This window comes from Microbacterium sp. (assembly GCF_044508325.1).
Classification (GTDB): Bacteria; Actinomycetota; Actinomycetes; order Actinomycetales; family Microbacteriaceae; genus Microbacterium.
The window spans coordinates 282969-300425 of sequence record NZ_JBIQHX010000001.1 but is presented as its reverse complement, the minus strand read 5'-3'; the positions used below and the strand labels follow the sequence as shown (position 1 = coordinate 300425).

The following is a 17457-nucleotide window of genomic DNA, read 5'->3' as shown; positions in this document are numbered from 1 at the left end:
CACGCTCATTCCCCGGGATAGCGCAGTCCGATGAGGCGGCGGATCTCATCGAGCGTCCCCATGATCGCGACCGTCTCGTCGATGGGGAGGATGTCGCCGCCGAGCCGCCCTTCGGCGACCAGCCGCTCGGCGGCCATCGCCTGGAACTGCATGCCCCTGCCCTCCACGCGCGACGCGTACTCCTCGAGGACGGACCCGTCCGCGCCGACCACCCGGAAGGACGTCGGCGTGTACCAGACCCGGTCGATGTCGATGCGTGCCTCGGTGCCGACGATGTGCGCCGTGTTCGGCCCCGCTGCGCGAGACCCGGAGATCAGCGACGAGACCGCTCCTGCGGCGTGGGTGAGGATCGTCGCCACGTCCGTGTCGGCGCCGGTCTCGGCGAACCGGGCCCGCGCGGAGAGCTCGACCGGCGGCCCCAGCACGTCCCACGCGAACGAGATCGGATAGATCCCGAGATCCAGCAGGGCTCCGCCGCCCAGCTCGAGCGCGTTGAGCCGGTGCGCCGGGTCGGCGGGCAGGCGCTGGGTGTGGTCGGCGAATAGGTCCCGCACCTCGCCCAGCACGCGTCCGGCGAGCAGCTCGCGGATGCGCACCATGTGCGGCAGGTACCGCGTCCACATCGCCTCCATCGCCAGCAGACCCCGTGCGGCCGCGAGGTCGCGGACCTGCGCCGCTTCGGCGGCGTTGAGGGCGAACGGCTTCTCGACGAGGACGTGCTTGCCCGCCTCCAGCGCGAGCACCGCGTTGCCCGCGTGCATCGGGTGCGGAGTCGACACGTAGACGATGTCGACGTCGGGATCGGCGACGAGAGCCTCGTAGGACGCGTGTGCCCGGGGGATCTCGAACTCGGCGGCGAACGCGTCTGCGCGCGGCTTCCCGCGCGAGCCCACCGCGACCAGATCGAGACCTGCTGTGCGCAGGTCGCGGGCGAAGGCGTGGGCGATGCCGCCCGTGGCGAGGATGCCCCAGCGCAGGCCCGCCACGCTATACCCGCATCTCGCCGCCGGCGCGCAGCCGCGACAGCGCGTCGACGGTCGCGGCGAGGATCAGCACACCGCCGGTGACGAGCAGGTTGATGCCCGCCGGCAGGCCCAGCAGGCCGAGGCCGTTGGTGATCATCGCGATCACGAGCGCCCCGATCGCCGCATGCACGAGACGCCCGCGGCCGCCGAACAGGCTGACACCGCCGACCACGGCCGCCGCCACTCCGCTGAGCACGATGTCGCGACCCACGGTCGCGTCCACCGACGACACGCGCGTGACGCTGAACAGCGCCGAGACCACCGCGAGGGTCGAGCAGATCACGAACGCCCACCACTTGACCCAGCGCACCTTGATTCCGGCGCGCCGCGCGGCCTCCGCATTGCCGCCGATGGCGTAGAGGTAGCGGCCGAACTTCGTGCGGTCGAGGACGAAGGTCCCCGCCCACAGGATCACGAGCGTCACCGGGACGATGATCGGAACCCCCTGGACGGGGTTCACGGACGAACTGCGGTCGAGGTTGAGGAAGTAGACGACGACGCCGCCGACGACGGCGATGACCGCGAGCTTGATCCACACCAGCGAGATCGCGCGGTTGGGCACGCCGGCCCGGGTGCGCCGCGACCGGTCCCAGAACGAGGTCGCGGCCGACACCGCGAGCATGATCGCGAGCATCACCCATCCGCCCCACACCGGCAGGTTGCGGTTCTGCAGGGCGAGCAGCTCGGGCACCTGCAGCCGGTAGATGCCGCCCTCGCCGATCACGATCAGGGCGAGCCCCTGGAAGCCCAGGAACAGGCCCAGCGTGACCACGAAGGACGGGATGCCGATGCGCGCCACGAAGAACCCGATCAGCGCGCCGGTGGCGACGCCGAAGGCGAACCCGGCGAGCAGGGCGATCGGCCACGGCACCGCCCACACGGATGCGAGCACGACGAAGATCGCCATTCCGACCCCGCCGGTGACCCCGGCGGACAGGTCGATCTCGCCCAGCAGGAGCACGAACACCAGGGCCATGCCGAGCATCACGAGGGGGGCGGCCTGGTTGAACAGGTTGGCGAAGTTGCGCTCGGTGAGGAAGTAGGGGCTGAGCACCGTGAACAGGATGCTCAGGGCGACGAGGCCGCCGATCGCGGGGAGGGCCCCCATGTCGCCGCCGCGGACCCGCTGCCACCACGCCTGGACCTGGTCGCCGAGCCCGCCTTCGACCCCGCTGCCGATCAGGTCGTCGGCGATCGGGTCCGGCGAGGCGTCGGTACGCGTGTCGATGGTCATTCGGCACCTCCGGTCTTGATGTCGGCCGTCTCGAGTAGCTCGACGCCCTGGGTCTTGGTCCCGGTGATGTAGCCGACCACGTCGTCCCGGGTGGTCTCTGCAGCGGGCAGCTGCGCCACCATCTGGCCGAGGTAGAGCACGGCGATGTCGTCGGCCACCTCGAACACGTCGACCAGGTTGTGGCTGATGAGGATCACGGCCACACCGGAGTCGGCGAGCCGGCGCACCAGATTCAGCACCTGCTCGGTCTGCGCGACGCCCAGGGCCGCCGTCGGCTCGTCGAGGATCACGACGCGGGCCTTCTTCAGCGCGGCCCGGGCGATGGCGACCGTCTGGCGCTGGCCGCCGGACAGACTCGAGACCTTCTGCCGCACCGACTTCATGGTGCGCACGGACAGCGACCGCAGGGTGTCGGACGCCTCCTTCTCCATGACGCCTTCGTCGAAGGTGCCGGTGGACATCTCCTCGCGGCCGAGGAACATGTTCTGCACGATGTCGAGGTTGTCGCACAGCGCGAGGTCCTGGTAGACGACCTCGATGCCCAGCGCCGCGGCGACGCGGGGGTTGTGCAGGTCACGGTGCTCGCCGTCGATGAGCACCTGGCCCGCGTCGTACGGCTGCACGCCGGCGAGGCCCTTGATGAGGGTGGACTTTCCGGCGCCGTTGTCGCCGACGAGGGCGGTGACCTTGCCGGGGCGGACTGTGAGGTCGACACCCTTGAGGACGCTGACGGGGCCGAAGGACTTCTTCACACCCACGAGTTCGATGATGGGATCTGGCATGCCTGGCTTCCTTGCGTGGCGGATGCGCGACGGGGGCGCCGCGTCTCGGACGCGACGCCCCCGTCGACGGGGCTTACTGTACGCCGTACTCCGCGCACGCGTCGGCGAGCGAGACGCCGTCCACGTCGCCGGTGCACAGTTCTGCGGCGTCGGCGTCGCCGGCGGCGACGACGTCCTTGACCTGCTCCGGTCCGACCGAGTTCGGGGTGACCGCGATGTACGGCGTGCCGTCCTCGAGCTCCTGGTCGGCGGCGGGGGTCTCACCGTTGAGCAGGGCGATGGCCGTCGCGACCGCGGCGTCCGCCTCGAGCTTGACCGGCTTCCACACGGTGCCGGTCTGCCAGCCGGTGAGGATGTACTGCAGCGCGCCCAGCTGGGCGTCCTGCCCGGAGATCGGCACGTCGCGCAGGTTGTTCTTCATCAGGATGCTGATGACACCCGCGGCGTTGGCGTCGTTCGCCGACCACACCGCGTCCACCTGGCCGCCCAGCGAGGTCAGCGCCTGCTCGAAGTTGGTGGCCGACTTGGCCTGGTCCCACACGCCCGGGGGCTCGGCGGCCGGGGTGATGCCCGCGGCCTCCATCACCGAGACGGCGCCCTCCTTGAACATCGCGGCGTTGCCGTCGGTGGGGTCGCCGCCCATGTACACGACGACCGCGGTGGCCGGGTCCTTGCCGAGCGCCTCGAGTCCGTCGACGACCATCTGGCCCTCCAGCTCGCCGACCTTCACGTTGTCGAACGACACGTAGTAGTCGGCGCCGGTGAACGGGCGGTCGTAGGCGATGACCGGGATGCCCTCCGCCTTGGCCTTCTCGGCGACGCCCGGGGCGGCGCCCTGGTAGTCGACCAGGAGCATCACGCCGCAGCCCTTGGTGAGCATCTGGTCGCCGATGGTCGCGAACTTCTGGACGTCGCCCTGCGCGTTCTGGATGTCGGTCTCGAAGCCGGCGGCCTCCAGGCCCTCCTGCAGGTACTTCCGGTCGAAGTCCTCCCAGCGGTTCGACGAGGCCGAGTCGGGGAGGATGACGCACGCGCGGCCGACGGCCGCGTCCCCGCCGTCCCCGCTTTCGGTGGGGGTGCCGCCCCCGCCGCTGGCGCACCCCGCCAGCGAGAGCGCGACGGCGCCGGCAAGCGCTGCCACGGCCATGAATGAGGTCTTCTTCATCACAATCCTTTCGTCGTTGAAGGAGCTGCTGCCCGGGTGACGCCCCTGACTCGTGTGAGTCTGCGTCATCCGATCGATGGCGTCAAGACTTGAACGTAACGCTTTGGCAACGGCGGCGCAAGAGCGCAAGACGTGAACAGAAGCAATATGTTTAGGAAAACAACTTGAGCATTCTGCACAATCTCGAATCGATTCGAGGGGCACGTGGGGGTGACGCGGCCAGTATCGTCCCTGCCGGTTGGGACCAGCGTTCGCTCAGTGAACGCACATGAACCGGGTGAAGGGGCTCACGCGCGCCCCGTCGCGGCGCGGGTGCGGCGCGACAGCGAGTCCACGATGACGGCGAGCACGAGCACCGCGCCGGTCACCATGAACCGCACCGACGAGTCGAGGTTCAGCAGGGTCAGACCCGACGAGATCGACTGGATCACGACGACCCCCAGCAGCGCCGCATACGCGGTGCCGCGACCGCCGAACAGGCTCGCCCCGCCGATGACGGCGGCCGCGATCGCGTTGAGATTCGTGTCGCCGCCGCCGGTGCTCTGATTGGCCGCGGCCAGGCGTGCGGCCAGCAGGATGCCGCCCAGGGCGGCCAGGGTGGAGCAGGCGGCGAATGCCGACAGGTAGATCCGGTTCACGCGGATGCCGGCCCGGCGGGCTGCCTCGACCGAGCCGCCGACCGCGTACACCGCACGGCCCCAGCGGGTGCGCGTGAGCGCGAAGTTCGCGGCGACCACCAGCAGCAGGAACAGCAGGAACATGACCCCGACCCCGCGCGAGAGGTTCAGGTACCACGCCGCCACGAGCAGGAACGCCAGCAGCGCGGCAGTGCGCACGGCGATCTCGGCGTAGCTCTGACTGATCAGGCTCGCGGCGGTGCGCTGGCGGGCGCGGCGCAGCCGCGAGAGGGCGTAGAGCCCGGCCGCGACCACCGCCAGCGCATAGGAGGCCCACGGGGGCAGGAACATCTGCTGTGCGAAGCGCACGATCCACGAGTCGAAGGGCAGGTTGATCGAGCCGGTCTCGCCGAGCACCCACAGCTGCAGCCCGAGGAAGCCGAGCAGACCCGCGAGGGTGACGACGAAGCTCGGCAGCCCGAAGCGGGTGAGCAGGTATCCGTAGAGCAGCCCGATGAGGCATCCGATCGCCAGCGCCGCGATCACCGCGAGCACGGCGTTCCACTGCAGCTGCACGAACGAGACCGCGAGCACGGCGGCGGCGACCCCCGCCACCGATCCGACCGAGAGGTCGATCTCGCCGACGAGGAGGACCAGCACGACCCCGAGCGCGATGGTGCCGATCGCGGCGCACTGCATCGTCAGGTTCACCAGGTTCGTACTCGACAGGAACACGGGGTTCAGGATCTGGAAGACGGTCCAGATGACGATCACGCCCACGATGACCGGAAGCGAGCCGAGGTCTCCGCCGCGCACGCGGGCGACCAGCAGCTCGGCCCGGTCGCGCACGCCCTGGACGCCGGTCATGCGCCGGGGCCCCGCTGCCGGGTCGGCGTCAGCGGGATGATCGGCGCTGCGGGCTCGTCCTCCGGCGGGGCGGCGGGCGGGGGTGCTGCGCTGCGCGCGAGGTCGGTCGCTCCGGTGATGGCGGCGATGAGGGTCTCGCTGGTGACGTCCGCGACGTTGTAGACGCCGTTGTTGCGGCCGAGCCGCAGCACGACGACCCGGTCGGCGACGGCCATGACATCGGCCATGTTGTGGCTGATCAGGATCACGCCGTGCCCGCGCTCGCGCAGGCGCTCGATGAGGTTGAGCACTTCGGCCGTCTGGGCGACGCCGAGCGCGGCCGTCGGCTCGTCGAGGATGACCACGCGCGGGTCGCCCACGAGGGAGCGTGCGATCGCGACGGTCTGCCGCTGCCCGCCGGACAGGGATGCCACCGGCAGCCGCACGGACGGGATCTTCGCCGCCAGCTCCCGCAGCAGCGACCAGGTGCGCTGCTCCATCTCGACCTCGTCGAGAGTTCCCGTGGCCGCGAGCTCGCGCCCGAGCCACAGGTTGGCGACGACGTCGAGGTTGTCGCACAGCGCGAGATCCTGGAAGACGGTGGCGATGCCGAGCTCCTGCGCATCGGCGGGCGTGGGGATCTCGACCGGCTCGCCGTCGAACTCCACCGTGCCGGAGTCCTGCGCATGCACGCCGGCGAGGATCTTCACGAGGGTCGACTTGCCTGCGCCGTTGTCGCCGACCAATGCCACGACCTCGCCCTCGTTGACCCAGAAGTCGACGTCGGTGAGTGCCTTGACGGCGCCGAAGCGCTTCCCGATGCCGCGCATGGTGAGCACCCGCTCGCGCGTGCGTGCTGCGCGGGTGGACAGCGCGCCGGTCGCCGTTGGGTCTGCGGGCATGTGTCGAGGGTAGATCACCCGGCGGGCGGGAGCAGCCCGGCCGCGCGGCAGGCGGACTCGTACGCGGCGGTGCAGATGTCGTCGACCGTCCAGAACCCGTCGGCGACGACCGTGTTGAGGATGTCGTGCACGGTGACCGGGACCGGGTCCAGCAGGGTGGCGGGGATGCCGTCGACCTGCATGGGGGCGGCGATCTCCTCGCCGCGCACGAGGGCGACGGCCACGTCGGCGGCGCGCTCGGCCTGCTGGGTGAGGGCCTTGTACACCGTCATGTACTGGTCCCCGGTGACGATGCGCTGGATGGCGGCCAGCTCGGCATCCTGACCGGTGACGATCGGCCAGGGCGTGACATCGGCCGCCTTCAGCGCCGAGATGGCGCCGCCGGCGATCCCGTCGTTCGCGGCGTACACGCCCGCGATCTCGTCGCCGAAGCGCGTGATCTGACCTTCCGCCCAGTCCTGGGCCTTGTCCGGGCTCCAGTCCGGGGTGTCGTACTGGGCGAGCACGCGCAACCCGCTGTCTTCGAGGATGCGCTCCGCACCGGCGCGGAACTGCGCGGCGTTGCTGTCGGTGGGCGACCCGTTGATCATGAGGATGCCCGCATCGCCGCGGCCCGCGGCATCCATTCCGGCCACGAGCGCCTGCGCCTGCAGGGTTCCCACCTTCTCGTTGTCGAAGGACACGTAGTAGGCGAGCCGGCCGCCCTCGACCATGCGGTCGTAGGCGATCACCGGCACGCCCTGCGCGTTCGCCTGGCTGACGATCGTGGCGGCGGCCCTGCTGTCGACGGGATCGAGCACGAGCACATCGGTTCCGGCCGCAAGGGCGGACTCGGCCTGCTGCTGCTGCTTGGCCGCGTCGCCGTCGGCGTTCGCGTAGGTCACGCGGTAGTCGCCGAGCTCGGCGACCCTGGCCTCGAAGACGGGGCGGTCGAAGGTCTCGTAGCGAGCCGTCTTCGCATCGGGCAGAAGCAGCGCGATGCTCCCCTGATGCGCCGTGCCGGCGTCGCAGGCGGCCAGCGGCAGGGCGAGCGCGAGGGCGGCGGCGAGGGCGGCCAGACGTCGCAGCAGCCGGCGGGAGGCCACGGTCAGGCCGTGTTCGGCAGCGATCTGGCGCCCACCGACACATGATCGAGCGCCATCGCGATCGCACCGCGCGCCTCGGCCCACTCGCCGAACGATGCGGCGACGATCTCGGGAAGGCCGCCGGGTCCGGCAAGTGCCGCGCGCTCGAGCGAGTGGCGCAGGGGGGAGATGAGAATCTCGCCGGCCTGCGCGAGGTCTCCGCCCACGATGATCAGCTCGGGATCGAAGAGGTTGCACAGGCTGGCGGCGGCGATGCCGAGGTGGCGGCCGGCATCGGCGATCACGCGGCGGGAGCTGCCGTCGCCCTCCTCGGCGGCCTGGAGGAGATCGCCGAGGCGCTGCATCCCCGCCTCGGGCGGGAAAAGCGAGAGCAGGGCGGGGCCGCCGGCGTACATCTCGAGACAGCCGCGGTTGCTGCAGCGGCAGATCGGGCCGTTCTCGTCGATGGTGACGTGACCGACCTGACCGGCCATCCCGTTCACGCCGCGGAACAGGTCGCCGCCGACGACGATGCCCGCGCCGATGGTGTGCCCGACGCGGATGTAGACGGATGCCGCCGCCTCCCGCCCGGCGCCCTCCCGCGCCTCGGCGAGCCCGCCGAGGTTCGCCTCGCTGTCCACGTGCACGGGGCGGCCGATGCGGGCGGACAGGCTCTCGGCGACGTCGACGCCGGCCCAACCGCGCAGCAGGTCGGGGGTGGCGACCATGCCGGTGTGCGGGTCGATCGGTGCCGGCAGTGCCAGTCCCACGCCGAGCAGGTCGCCGATCGAGCTGCCGAGGGACTCCATCATGTCCCCGAGCAGCAGGCTCAGCCGGTCGAGCTCGGCGTCGTGGCGGTGGTCGAGGGGGAGGGGCAGCGAGGTCTGGGCGACCACCGTGCGGGTGGCGTCGGCGATCGCGATGCGCAGCTGCCGCGAGCTGAAGTGCACCCCGGCGACCAGGCCCAGGTTGCCGGCCAGCGAGACCAGAGTCGCGCGGCGGCCGCTGCGCGAGGTGAACGACGTGTGCAGCAGGCCCGACGCGGTCAGCTCCTTGACGATGTTCGACACGGTCGCCGGCGACAGTCCGGTGCTCCCGGCGAGCTCGACCTGGGTGAGCCGGCCGTGCCGCTTGAGCGCCTCGACCAGGCGCACCCGGTTGGCCTCGCGGAGCGAGGCCTGCGATCCGGGCGGGACTCGGCGGCGTGCCACAGACCACACTGTACCGGCCCGTCCGGCTGCGCGCCCTGCGGCGGGGCCGCAGCCGCTTCCGGTCGCGGCGTGCTGCGGATCGGGGGTCACCGCGGCGCACACCGCGCTCGTGCTGGCCGAGCTCGGCATCGACGCGGCGCTGTTCCCGGGCTCGTGGAGCGCCTGGTCGAGCACCGCGGGACGGCCCGTCGCCGTGGGTGACGAGCCGGAGCGGGTCAGCGGTCGGTTGCCAGCGCCTTCATGACGCGCTGCAGCGAGACCGGCTCGGCCGTGCCCAGGCGCTGGGCGAACAGGCTGATCCGGTACTCCTCGAGCAGCCAGCGGGCGTGCGTGAGCGCCGGTGACGCGTCCGCCGGGAGCGGGAGCTGCCCGCCCGCCTCGGCGTACGCCGCGGCGGCGCGCTCGTATTCGGTCAGCCAGGCCCGGTCACGCCCGGCGCTGTCGGCCAGGCCCTGCAGCCGCACGCGCATGCCCTCCAGGTAGCGGGGGAGGTGCGCGAGCCGCACCAGGCCGGTCCGCGCGATGAAGCCGGGGAACAGGAGCCCCGCCAGCTGCCGGCGCAGGTCGGCGAGCGGACCTAGCAGCGCCATGCTCGTCTGCTGCTTGAGCGCCCGCTCGACATCGCGCGCCGCGGTGAGGATGCGGGCCGCGAGCGACACGGCGCCGAACAGCGCGTCCACCACGGCGGCGGCGAAGGCGTCGCGGATCTGCTCGAACCCGGCGCGGGTGCGCACGATGCCGCCGGGTGCGGATCGGGCGATGACCGCGTCGGCGACGGCGACGCGGGCGTCCTCGATGAGCGCCTTCGCGCTCTGGTACGGCGACGTCGCCAGAGCGAGCTTCTCGGCCGCGGTCAGGTGCTCGAGCACGTAGGCGGCCGGCGACGGCGTGGACAGCAGGGTCAGACGGCGGATGCCCGCGGCGGTCGCCTTCGCGGCGGCCTCGGCGGTCGCCTCGATGCGCAGCGCCACCGACGCACCCTCGTCCACGATCGCCGGGTAGCCACGGACCACACCGCCGGCGACGCGAGTGTCGACGAGCTCGGGCAGATCGGGGAAATCCCAGGTCGTGAGGCCAGCGCGCTCGGTGAAGGAGGTCGGGACGGGGCGTTTCGTCTCGCTTCGCTCGCTCAACGGCCGCGGCGTGGGGAGCTTCGGGTCGCTGTGCTCGCTCAGCGAACGGGATACGGCATCTCGTGCGCGGCCGGCGAGGCGCTCCTGGAGCGCGGCGAGGTCGCGGTCGGAGCCGACGGCTCTGCCGCGCTGATCGACGGCGCGGAACGACATGCGCAGGTGGCCGGGCACTCTCTCCATGTCGAAATCGTCCGCCGAGACCGGCTGGTTCGCGACGCGCTGGATGCGGCCGGCGAGCGCCTCGCGCAGGCTCTGTGCGGGCAGCCCGTGATGGGCCTCGGGACCCTGGCCGTCGAGCTCGGCGGCGAGCTTGGCCGCCCAGTCGGCGGCGGGCACGACGTGCCGCCGGATGGCCTTGGGCAGGGCGCGGATGAGCCCTGCGATGAGATCGTCGCGGAAGCCGGGGACCTGCCAGTCGAAGCCGTCCGGACGCAGCTGCGCCAGGAGCGCGAGCGGCACGACGACCGTCACGCCGTCGTCGGGCGCCCCCGGCTCGAACCGGTATGCCAGCGAGAGCACCTGATCGCCCTGACGCCAGCGCATCGGGAAGTCGTCCGCGCGGGCGGCCGCCCCCTCGGCCAGATCGGCCTCGGACAGATCGAGCAGCCGCGGGGTGCGCGACGAGGCATCCCGCCACCAGGCCTCGAACGAGCGCACGTCGAAGACGTCGTGCGGGATGCGTCCGTCGTAGAAGGCGAAGATCGTCTCGTCGCCGGCCAGGATGTCGCGGCGGCGCTCGCGCTCCTCGATCTTCTCGAGCCGGCGGCGCAGCTCGTGGTTGCGGCGGGCGAAGGCGGTGAGGCGCTTGTCCTGTCCCCGGTCCCCGCCGCTGGACGGACTCGGGACCCGCGAGCCGAGGGGCCATTCCTCCTCGACGAGGGCGTGGCGGATGAACAGCTCGCGCGCGAGCGGACGGTCGATGCGGGCCAGCTGCACCCGGCGTCGCGGAATGATCTCGACCCCGAACAGCGTCACCTTCTCGGCGGCGACGGCGGCCCCGGCGTCCTTCGACCAGTGCGGGTCGCTGAGCCGGCGCTTGACGAGTTCGCCCGCGAGCGGCTCGGCCCAGGCGGGGTCGATCGCAGCGACCGTGCGGGCGAACAGGCGGGAGGTCTCGACCAGCTCGGCCGCCATGACCGCCTGCGGGTTCTTCCGGCGCAGCCCCGAGCCCGGGAAGATCGCGAATCGCGCCCCGCGTGCGCCGAGGTACTCCGCGGCACGCCTGCGTCTGGTCTCTGCGTCTGGTCTGTGCGTCTCGCTCGACGACCGGGTGTCGAGGACCCCGATGTGCGAGAGCAGTCCGGACAGGATCGCCTTGTGGATCGCGTCCGCGTCGCGCGCGGCTCGCGCTCGGTCGCGACGCTGCGCGCCTCGCTCGACGACCAGTCGAGAGAGCTGCCGGTGCACGTCGAACCATTCCCGGACGCGCACGTAATTGAGGAACTCCGACCGGCACAGCCGCCGGAAGGCGCTGGAGCCGAGTTCCCGCTGCTTGTCCTGGAGGTGATTCCAGAGGTTCAGGATGCTGAGGAAGTCGCTGGTCGGATCGCGGAACCGCGCGTGCGAGGCATCCGCCTGCTCCCGCTGCTCCTCGGGGCGCTCGCGCACGTCCTGGATCGACAGGCCCGCGACGATCGCCGTGACCTCGGGGAGCACGCCCGTGCGGCGAGCCTCGACGAGCATGCGCGCGAAGCGCGGATCGATCGGCAGCCGGGCGAGTTCGCGGCCGAGGTCGGTCAGCGCCCATCGGGTCGTGGCGCCGGGGGAGCGAGACGAGACGCAGCCGAGCTCGACGAGCAGGTCGAACGCGGCGCGCACGCCACGGGAGTCCGGGGGAGTGAGGAAAGGGAACGAGGTGATGTCGCCGAAGCCGAGTGCGAGCATCTGCAGGATCACCGACGCCAGGCTCGTGCGCAGGATCTCCGGCTCGGTGTACTCGGGCCGTCGGTCGAAGTCCTCCTCTGCGTAGAGGCGGATGGCGATGCCGGCAGCGGTGCGCCCGGCCCGTCCCGAGCGCTGCTGGGCCGACGCCTGCGAGATGGCCTCGATGGGCAGCCGCTGCACCTTGCTGCGGGCGCTGTACCGCGAGATGCGGGCGGTGCCCGTGTCGACGACGTACCGGATCCCCGGCACGGTCAGGCTCGTCTCTGCGACGTTCGTGGCGAGGATCACCCTGCGGCGGACCCGGCTGCCGGCCCCCGACCCCGTCGCGGGGCGCTCGAAGACGCGGTGCTGCTCGGCCGCCGAAAGGCGGCCGTACAGCGGAAGCACCTCGGTGGGAACGGCATCCTTCGCGTACATGCCGCGGACGGCATCCATCGCGTCCCTGATCTCGGCCTCGCCGGGCAGGAACACCAGGACATCGCCCGCCGGTTCCCGATCCAGCTCGCGCAGCGCGGCCAGGATGCCGTCCACGTCGTCGTCCGCCGTCGGCTCGCGATACCGGATCTCGACGGGATGGGTCCGCCCGGACACCTCCACCACCGGCGCGTCGAAGTGCTTCGCGAAGCTCTCCGGGTCGATCGTCGCGGAGGTGATGACCACCTTCAGGTGGGGGCGCTCGGGCAGGATGCGCGTGAGGTATCCCAGCAGGAAGTCGACGTTCAGCGACCGTTCGTGGGCCTCGTCGATGATGATCGCGTCGTAGCGGCGCAGCAGCCGGTCGCGGTGGATCTCGTTGAGCAGGATCCCGTCCGTCATCAGCGCGATCGCGGTGTCGGCCGAGACCTTGTCGGTGAAGCGCACCTTGTAGCCGACAGCAGATCCCAGCGGCACCTGGAGCTCCTCGGCGATCCGCTCGGCGATCGTGCGGGCGGCGATGCGCCGCGGCTGGGTGTGGGCGATGCGCGTGCGGCCCAGCTCGAGGAGGATCTTGGGCAGCTGCGTGGTCTTGCCCGATCCGGTGGCTCCGGCGACCACCACGACCTGGTTCTCGGCGACAGCCCGCGCGATCTCGTCCCGGGCCGCGCTGACGGGCAGCTCCGGCGGGTAGGTGATGACGGGATCAGGCGCGGACATAGCCCTCCATCGTACGAGTCGCGGCCGGGGCGGAGGCGCCGGCAAAGGTATTGACGCGCCAAATAACTTTGTGATACAAAGTAGTTTATGAGTTCAGAGAACGACCGAGACACCGCCGACGACGCGCCGCTGTCGCCTGAGCAGATGCTCGCGCTGGTCAAGGACCAGCAGCGCAGCATCGCGGGTCAGCGCGGCGCCTTCGTCCACTGGATCCTCGTCGCCTGGGGCGTCGCGTGGCTCGCCGGCTTCGGTGCGCTGTGGCTCGCATCCGGCGGCCTGGCGGGGGTCACCGTCCCGATCCAGGTCGCGGCCCCGGTCTTCGCCGCGCTCCTGATCGCGGCGGGCATCCTGTCCTCGATCCTCGGGATCCGCTCCGACCGGGGCGTCCGGGATCAGCAGGGGGCGTTCGCGGGTGCCGCCTACGGGCAGCTGTGGTGGGTCGGCGGCCTCGTCATCTTCGTGATGGGTCAGGCGCTGGTCTTCAACGGCATGCAGCAAGCACTGCTCGGCGTGTTCTACCCGTCGGCGTTCATCTTCTTCGCCGGCGTCATGTACGTCATGGCCGGTGTGCTCTGGCGCGCGATCCCGATGGTGGTCCTGGGCGGCTGGTCGCTGCTGCTGAGCGCCGTCGCGCCGTTCTTCGGGATGCCGACGCACTACCTCGTGTTCGCGCTCGCCGGCGGCGGCGGCTTCCTCATCGCCGCCCTCTGGTCGTGGCTGTGGACGCGGCGCGTGCGCCGCCGTCTCGATGCGGGGACGGGGTCATGATCGAACTCGACCCCGTCATCCACGCGCAGGCGCGCCTGCGGATCACCTCGGCGCTGGCGACCCTCGGCCGGGACGGCAAGATCTCGTTCCCCCGGCTGCAGGAGCTGCTCGGGATGACCGCGGGGAACCTGTCCACGCATCTGCGCCGACTCGAGGACGCGGGCTACGTGACCGTCGAGAAGACGCACGAGCGTCGCACCCCGGTCACCTACGTCGCGCTCAGCAAGACCGGGCGACGCGCCTTCGAGGACTACACCGAGAACCTTCGCACCATGCTGGGAGAACAACCATGAACACCAACGCCTCCGCACTGGCCACGCTGCACGGCGTGACCCGCCGCTACGGCGACACGATCGCCGTCGACGATGTGACGCTCGAGATCGAGCCCGGCGAGATCGTCGGGATGCTGGGGCCCAACGGCGCCGGCAAGACGACGATCCTCTCACTCATCCAGGGCCTGCGCCGCCCCAGCAGCGGCACCGTCCGGCTCTTCGGCGGCGATCCGCGCGACGCCCGCAGCCGCATGCGGCTGGGCGGCACGCCGCAGGAGACCGCCCTGCCCGAGACGCTGCGCGTCGGCGAGGTCATGGACTTCGTCGGACGCCACTTCGATCGCCGCACCGAACCGGCGGAGCTTGCCGAGCAGTTCGGACTCACCGAGATGCTGCGCCGCCAGACCGGATCGCTCTCAGGCGGTCAGAAGCGCCGCCTGAGCGTCGCCCTCGCGTTCGTCGGCAGCCCCGAGCTCGTCCTGCTCGACGAGCCGACGACCGGCCTCGACGTCGACGGCCGGCGCGCCCTGTGGGAAGCCATCCGCGCCCAGCACGACCGCGGCGTCACGGTCGTGGTCACCAGCCACTATCTCGAGGAGATCGAGGCGCTCGCTGAGCGCGTCATCGTCATCGGCGAAGGGCGCGTGCTCGCCGACGACCGCCTCGGGGCCGTGCTCGCGCACGTCGGCCGCAGCCGGGTGGCGATGAAGACGACGGACGCCGCGGCCGTCGCGCGGCTCGATCCGGCCGCGCACCACGAGACCGACGGCGACACCGAGCTGTTCTTCACCGCCGACTCCGACCGCTTCGTACGCGGCCTCGTCGCCGGCGGCATCCCCTTCCACGACCTCACCGTCCGCGGCGCCTCCCTCGAGGAGGCCTTCCTCGCCCTCACCGGCGAGACCGCCGACACCGCTTCAGAAAGGAGCGTCCTCGCATGACCACCACCACGGCCGGCGCCGCCGGCGCCACCGGAACGATGGGCGCCGCCCGCGCGCCGAGCATCCTGCGGCTGACGATGCTGCATGCCAAGTACACCCTGATCGAGACCTTCCGCACCCCGATCGCGGTCATCGGCACCCTCGTGTTCCCGGCGCTCGCGCTGCTGTTCTTCGTCGTGCCCAACCGCACCGTCGCCGACAACCCGGAGTTCGCCACGCAGGCGGTCATCTCGCTGGCGGTGTTCGCCGTGATGACCAACGGGCTGTTCAGCTTCGGGCTGACGATCGCCGAGAACCGCGAGAAGCCGTGGGATCCGTACCTGCGGACGATGCCCGCGCCGGGTGTCGCGCGCGTCCTCGCGCAGATCTTCTCGACCGGGCTGCTGGGCTTCGTCGCGATCATCCCCGTGATCATCATCGGCGGCCTGTTCACAGCGGCGGAGGCGACGCCCGCCCGGATCGGGCTGGGCCTGCTCGCGCTCGCGGTCGCCGCCCTGCCGTTCATGCTGATCGGCATCTGCATCGGGTACGCCATGCCGATGAAGGCCGCCATCGCCGTCGTGCAGGTCGTCATGTTCGGTCTCGCATTCGGCGGCGGACTCTTCCTGCCCCCGATCCTGTTCGCCGACTGGCTGAACACCATGTCGCAGTTCTTCCCGTCGCGGCAGGCGCGCGAACTCGTGATCTGGGCCGTCCAGGGCGGCGAGCTGCCCTGGTGGGTGTGGGTCGGCATCCTCCTGTGGACGGCCGCCTTCTTCGTGCTGGCACTGGTGCTGTTCCGCCGCGACGAGGGGCGTCGCTATCGCTGACATCCAGGCGCGGGCGGCCGGCCGGACCTCCGGGACCGGCCGGCCGCTCGCGCTGATCTTCGCCCGCGTCGGGATGGTGGGCCTCGCGACGCTCGCGACCGTCGGGGTCCTCGCGGCGCTGGGCGAGCCTGCGACCCTCGGCGCGGCATCCCTCTTCTCCGCGCTCGCGCTGCTTCCGGTCAACGTCGTCTCGCTGCTGTGGGTGCGCCGGCTGGTGCACCGCGAAGGGTCGACGCTGCGGGCGATGATCGGCTTCGACCGCGCACGGATCGGGCGCGACATCGCCTGGGGGCTGCTGTGGATCGTCGTGCTCTGGGTGCCGTTCATGGCGGCCGTCATGGGCACCATGTTCGCGCTGTTCGGCACCGGACTGTTCGCCGGATTCGAGACGGCGCTCGCCCCGCCTGCCGAGGAGATTCCGGTGATCAGTCCGGTCGTGGCGGCGATCCTGGGAATCATCGCCTTCGTGACCTTCGCGCCGCTGAACGCACCGACCGAAGAGCTCGTCTACCGCGGCTATGCACAGCCGCCCCTCGTGGGCCGGTGGGGCGCCGCGTTCGGGGTGATGGTGCCGGCTGTCGCGTTCGGGCTGCAGCATGTGTTCTTCGCGGCGACGCCCGCCGGCATGGTCGTGTACGGCGTCGCCTTCTTCGTCTGGGGCCTGGGGGCGGGCATCATCTACCTGCGTCAAGGGCGGCTCGTGCCGCTGATCGTGGCGCACTTCCTCGTCAACCTCGCCACGAGCCTTCCCGCGCTGCTGCTTCCGGCGGCCGGGTGACCGGGGGCTCCTAGGCTGGATGTCATGCCACGCATTCCGCACATCACCCTGAACGACGGCCACACCATCCCGCAGCTCGGCTACGGCGTCTTCAAGGTGCCGCCGGCCGAGACCGAGCGGGCGGTGAGCGAGGCGCTCGAGATCGGCTACCGCCACATCGACACCGCCGCGATCTACGGCAACGAGGAGGGCGTGGGCGCCGCCATCGCCGCCGCCGGCATCCCGCGCGACGAGCTGTTCATCACCACCAAGCTGTGGAACGACCGGCACGACGGCGATGAGCCGCACGCCGCGATCGCCGAGAGCCTCGAGAAGCTGCGGCTGGACCGCGTCGACCTGTACCTCGTGCACTGGCCGACCCCCGCGCGGGACAACCACCTGCATGCGTGGGAGAAGCTCATCGAGATCCGCCGCCAGGGACTTGCGACCAGCATCGGCGTCTCGAACTTCCTGGTGCCCCACCTGGAGCGGATCGTCGACGCCACCGGCGTCGTGCCGGTCGTCGACCAGATCGAGCTGCACCCCGCCCACCAGCAGCGGGCCGTCACCGACTGGGCGCGCGCACGAGACATCCGCATCGAGGCGTGGGGGCCGCTCGGCCAGGGCAAGTACGACCTGTTCGGCGCGCCCCCGGTGGCCGGCGCGGCCGAGGCGCACGGCAAGACCCCGGCCCAGGTCGTCATCCGGTGGCACCTGCAGAACGGGCACATCCTGTTCCCCAAGTCGGTGCGGCGGGCGCGCCTCGAGGAGAACATCGACGTCTTCGACTTCGCGCTGACCGATGCCGAGATGGCGGCGATCGACGCGCTCGACCGGGCCGACGGATCGGGACGGGTCAGCGCCCACCCCGACGAGGTGAACTGAGCAGCGCCCCGGGGCCCGCGCCGGGCAC

At 71.3% G+C, this 17457-nt stretch carries 15 protein-coding genes; 6 read left to right on the top strand and 9 right to left on the bottom strand.

Annotated elements, in window-relative coordinates:
- Nucleotides 1-5 precede the first annotated feature (5 nt).
- The 9 genes from ACIWQI_RS01415 to hrpA form a co-directional block, all read right to left on the bottom strand.
- Nucleotides 6-986, bottom strand: a complete 981-nt coding sequence (locus ACIWQI_RS01415; RefSeq protein ID WP_396655274.1) for a Gfo/Idh/MocA family protein — start codon at nt 984-986, stop codon at nt 6-8.
- Nucleotide 987: 1 nt separating this feature from the next.
- A complete protein-coding gene (locus tag ACIWQI_RS01410) occupies nt 988-2259 on the bottom strand; it encodes a sugar ABC transporter permease (protein WP_396655273.1) in 1272 nt (423 codons plus the stop codon).
- Nucleotides 2256-3041, bottom strand: a complete 786-nt coding sequence (locus ACIWQI_RS01405; RefSeq protein ID WP_396655271.1) for an ATP-binding cassette domain-containing protein — start codon at nt 3039-3041, stop codon at nt 2256-2258. Before ACIWQI_RS01405 ends, ACIWQI_RS01410 begins: the two co-directional genes overlap by 4 nt.
- Before the next feature lie 73 nt (nt 3042-3114).
- Entirely contained in the window at nt 3115-4206 is a 1092-nt protein-coding gene (locus ACIWQI_RS01400; protein WP_396655270.1) for a sugar ABC transporter substrate-binding protein, read from the bottom strand.
- 287 nt (nt 4207-4493) lie between these two features.
- Nucleotides 4494-5690, bottom strand: coding sequence for a sugar ABC transporter permease (locus ACIWQI_RS01395; RefSeq protein ID WP_396655269.1), 1197 nt, complete (start codon nt 5688-5690; stop codon nt 4494-4496).
- The gene (locus ACIWQI_RS01390) at nt 5687-6571 is read right to left on the bottom strand and encodes an ATP-binding cassette domain-containing protein (protein WP_396655268.1); all 885 of its coding nucleotides are present in this window, start codon (nt 6569-6571) and stop codon (nt 5687-5689) included. The genes ACIWQI_RS01395 and ACIWQI_RS01390 overlap by 4 nt, the downstream gene beginning before the upstream one ends.
- A gap of 14 nt (nt 6572-6585) precedes the next feature.
- Complete coding sequence (locus ACIWQI_RS01385) at nt 6586-7656, bottom strand: sugar ABC transporter substrate-binding protein (protein ID WP_396655267.1); 1071 nt, start codon at nt 7654-7656, stop codon at nt 6586-6588.
- Between the two features lie 2 nt (nt 7657-7658).
- Nucleotides 7659-8846: an ROK family transcriptional regulator gene (locus tag ACIWQI_RS01380; protein ID WP_396655266.1), complete on the bottom strand. Its 1188-nt coding sequence runs from the start codon at nt 8844-8846 to the stop codon at nt 7659-7661.
- A 215-nt stretch (nt 8847-9061) separates the two neighbouring features.
- Nucleotides 9062-12997, bottom strand: a complete 3936-nt coding sequence (hrpA, locus tag ACIWQI_RS01375; RefSeq protein ID WP_396655265.1) for an ATP-dependent RNA helicase HrpA — start codon at nt 12995-12997, stop codon at nt 9062-9064.
- Nucleotides 12998-13084: 87 nt separating this feature from the next.
- On the opposite strand from hrpA, the gene ACIWQI_RS01370 reads away from it, so the two are divergent.
- From ACIWQI_RS01370 to ACIWQI_RS01345, 6 genes are all read left to right on the top strand, one after another.
- A complete protein-coding gene (locus ACIWQI_RS01370) occupies nt 13085-13765 on the top strand; it encodes a hypothetical protein (protein ID WP_396655264.1) in 681 nt (226 codons plus the stop codon).
- On the top strand, nt 13762-14058 hold the full coding sequence (locus ACIWQI_RS01365; RefSeq protein WP_396655263.1) for a transcriptional regulator: 297 nt from the start codon (nt 13762-13764) through the stop codon (nt 14056-14058). The genes ACIWQI_RS01370 and ACIWQI_RS01365 overlap by 4 nt, the downstream gene beginning before the upstream one ends.
- The gene (locus ACIWQI_RS01360) at nt 14055-14978 is read left to right on the top strand and encodes an ABC transporter ATP-binding protein (protein ID WP_396655262.1); all 924 of its coding nucleotides are present in this window, start codon (nt 14055-14057) and stop codon (nt 14976-14978) included. Before ACIWQI_RS01365 ends, ACIWQI_RS01360 begins: the two co-directional genes overlap by 4 nt.
- Nucleotides 14975-15787 carry an ABC transporter permease gene (locus ACIWQI_RS01355; RefSeq protein WP_396655261.1) on the top strand — a complete coding sequence of 271 codons (813 nt, stop codon included), beginning with the start codon at nt 14975-14977 and terminating at the stop codon, nt 15785-15787. The genes ACIWQI_RS01360 and ACIWQI_RS01355 overlap by 4 nt, the downstream gene beginning before the upstream one ends.
- Before the next feature lie 73 nt (nt 15788-15860).
- Nucleotides 15861-16565: a lysostaphin resistance A-like protein gene (locus ACIWQI_RS01350; protein ID WP_396655260.1), complete on the top strand. Its 705-nt coding sequence runs from the start codon at nt 15861-15863 to the stop codon at nt 16563-16565.
- Between the two features lie 24 nt (nt 16566-16589).
- Entirely contained in the window at nt 16590-17429 is an 840-nt protein-coding gene (locus ACIWQI_RS01345) for an aldo/keto reductase (RefSeq protein ID WP_396655259.1), read from the top strand.
- The last annotated feature ends 28 nt before the right edge of the window (nt 17430-17457 follow it).

Excerpts from the sequence above, each read along its gene's own strand:
- ACIWQI_RS01410 (WP_396655273.1), bottom strand. The coding sequence starts at position 2,259 with ATGACCATCGACACGCGTACCGACGCCTCGCCGGACCCGATCGCCGAC.
- ACIWQI_RS01405 (WP_396655271.1), bottom strand. The coding sequence starts at position 3,041 with ATGCCAGATCCCATCATCGAACTCGTGGGTGTGAAGAAGTCCTTCGGC.
- ACIWQI_RS01400 (WP_396655270.1), bottom strand. The coding sequence starts at position 4,206 with ATGAAGAAGACCTCATTCATGGCCGTGGCAGCGCTTGCCGGCGCCGTC.
- ACIWQI_RS01395 (WP_396655269.1), bottom strand. The coding sequence starts at position 5,690 with ATGACCGGCGTCCAGGGCGTGCGCGACCGGGCCGAGCTGCTGGTCGCC.
- ACIWQI_RS01390 (WP_396655268.1), bottom strand. The coding sequence starts at position 6,571 with ATGCCCGCAGACCCAACGGCGACCGGCGCGCTGTCCACCCGCGCAGCA.
- hrpA (WP_396655265.1), bottom strand. The coding sequence starts at position 12,997 with ATGTCCGCGCCTGATCCCGTCATCACCTACCCGCCGGAGCTGCCCGTC.
- ACIWQI_RS01370 (WP_396655264.1), top strand. The coding sequence starts at position 13,085 with ATGAGTTCAGAGAACGACCGAGACACCGCCGACGACGCGCCGCTGTCG.
- ACIWQI_RS01365 (WP_396655263.1), top strand. The coding sequence starts at position 13,762 with ATGATCGAACTCGACCCCGTCATCCACGCGCAGGCGCGCCTGCGGATC.
- ACIWQI_RS01360 (WP_396655262.1), top strand. The coding sequence starts at position 14,055 with ATGAACACCAACGCCTCCGCACTGGCCACGCTGCACGGCGTGACCCGC.
- ACIWQI_RS01355 (WP_396655261.1), top strand. The coding sequence starts at position 14,975 with ATGACCACCACCACGGCCGGCGCCGCCGGCGCCACCGGAACGATGGGC.
- ACIWQI_RS01350 (WP_396655260.1), top strand. The coding sequence starts at position 15,861 with ATGGTGGGCCTCGCGACGCTCGCGACCGTCGGGGTCCTCGCGGCGCTG.
- ACIWQI_RS01345 (WP_396655259.1), top strand. The coding sequence starts at position 16,590 with ATGCCACGCATTCCGCACATCACCCTGAACGACGGCCACACCATCCCG.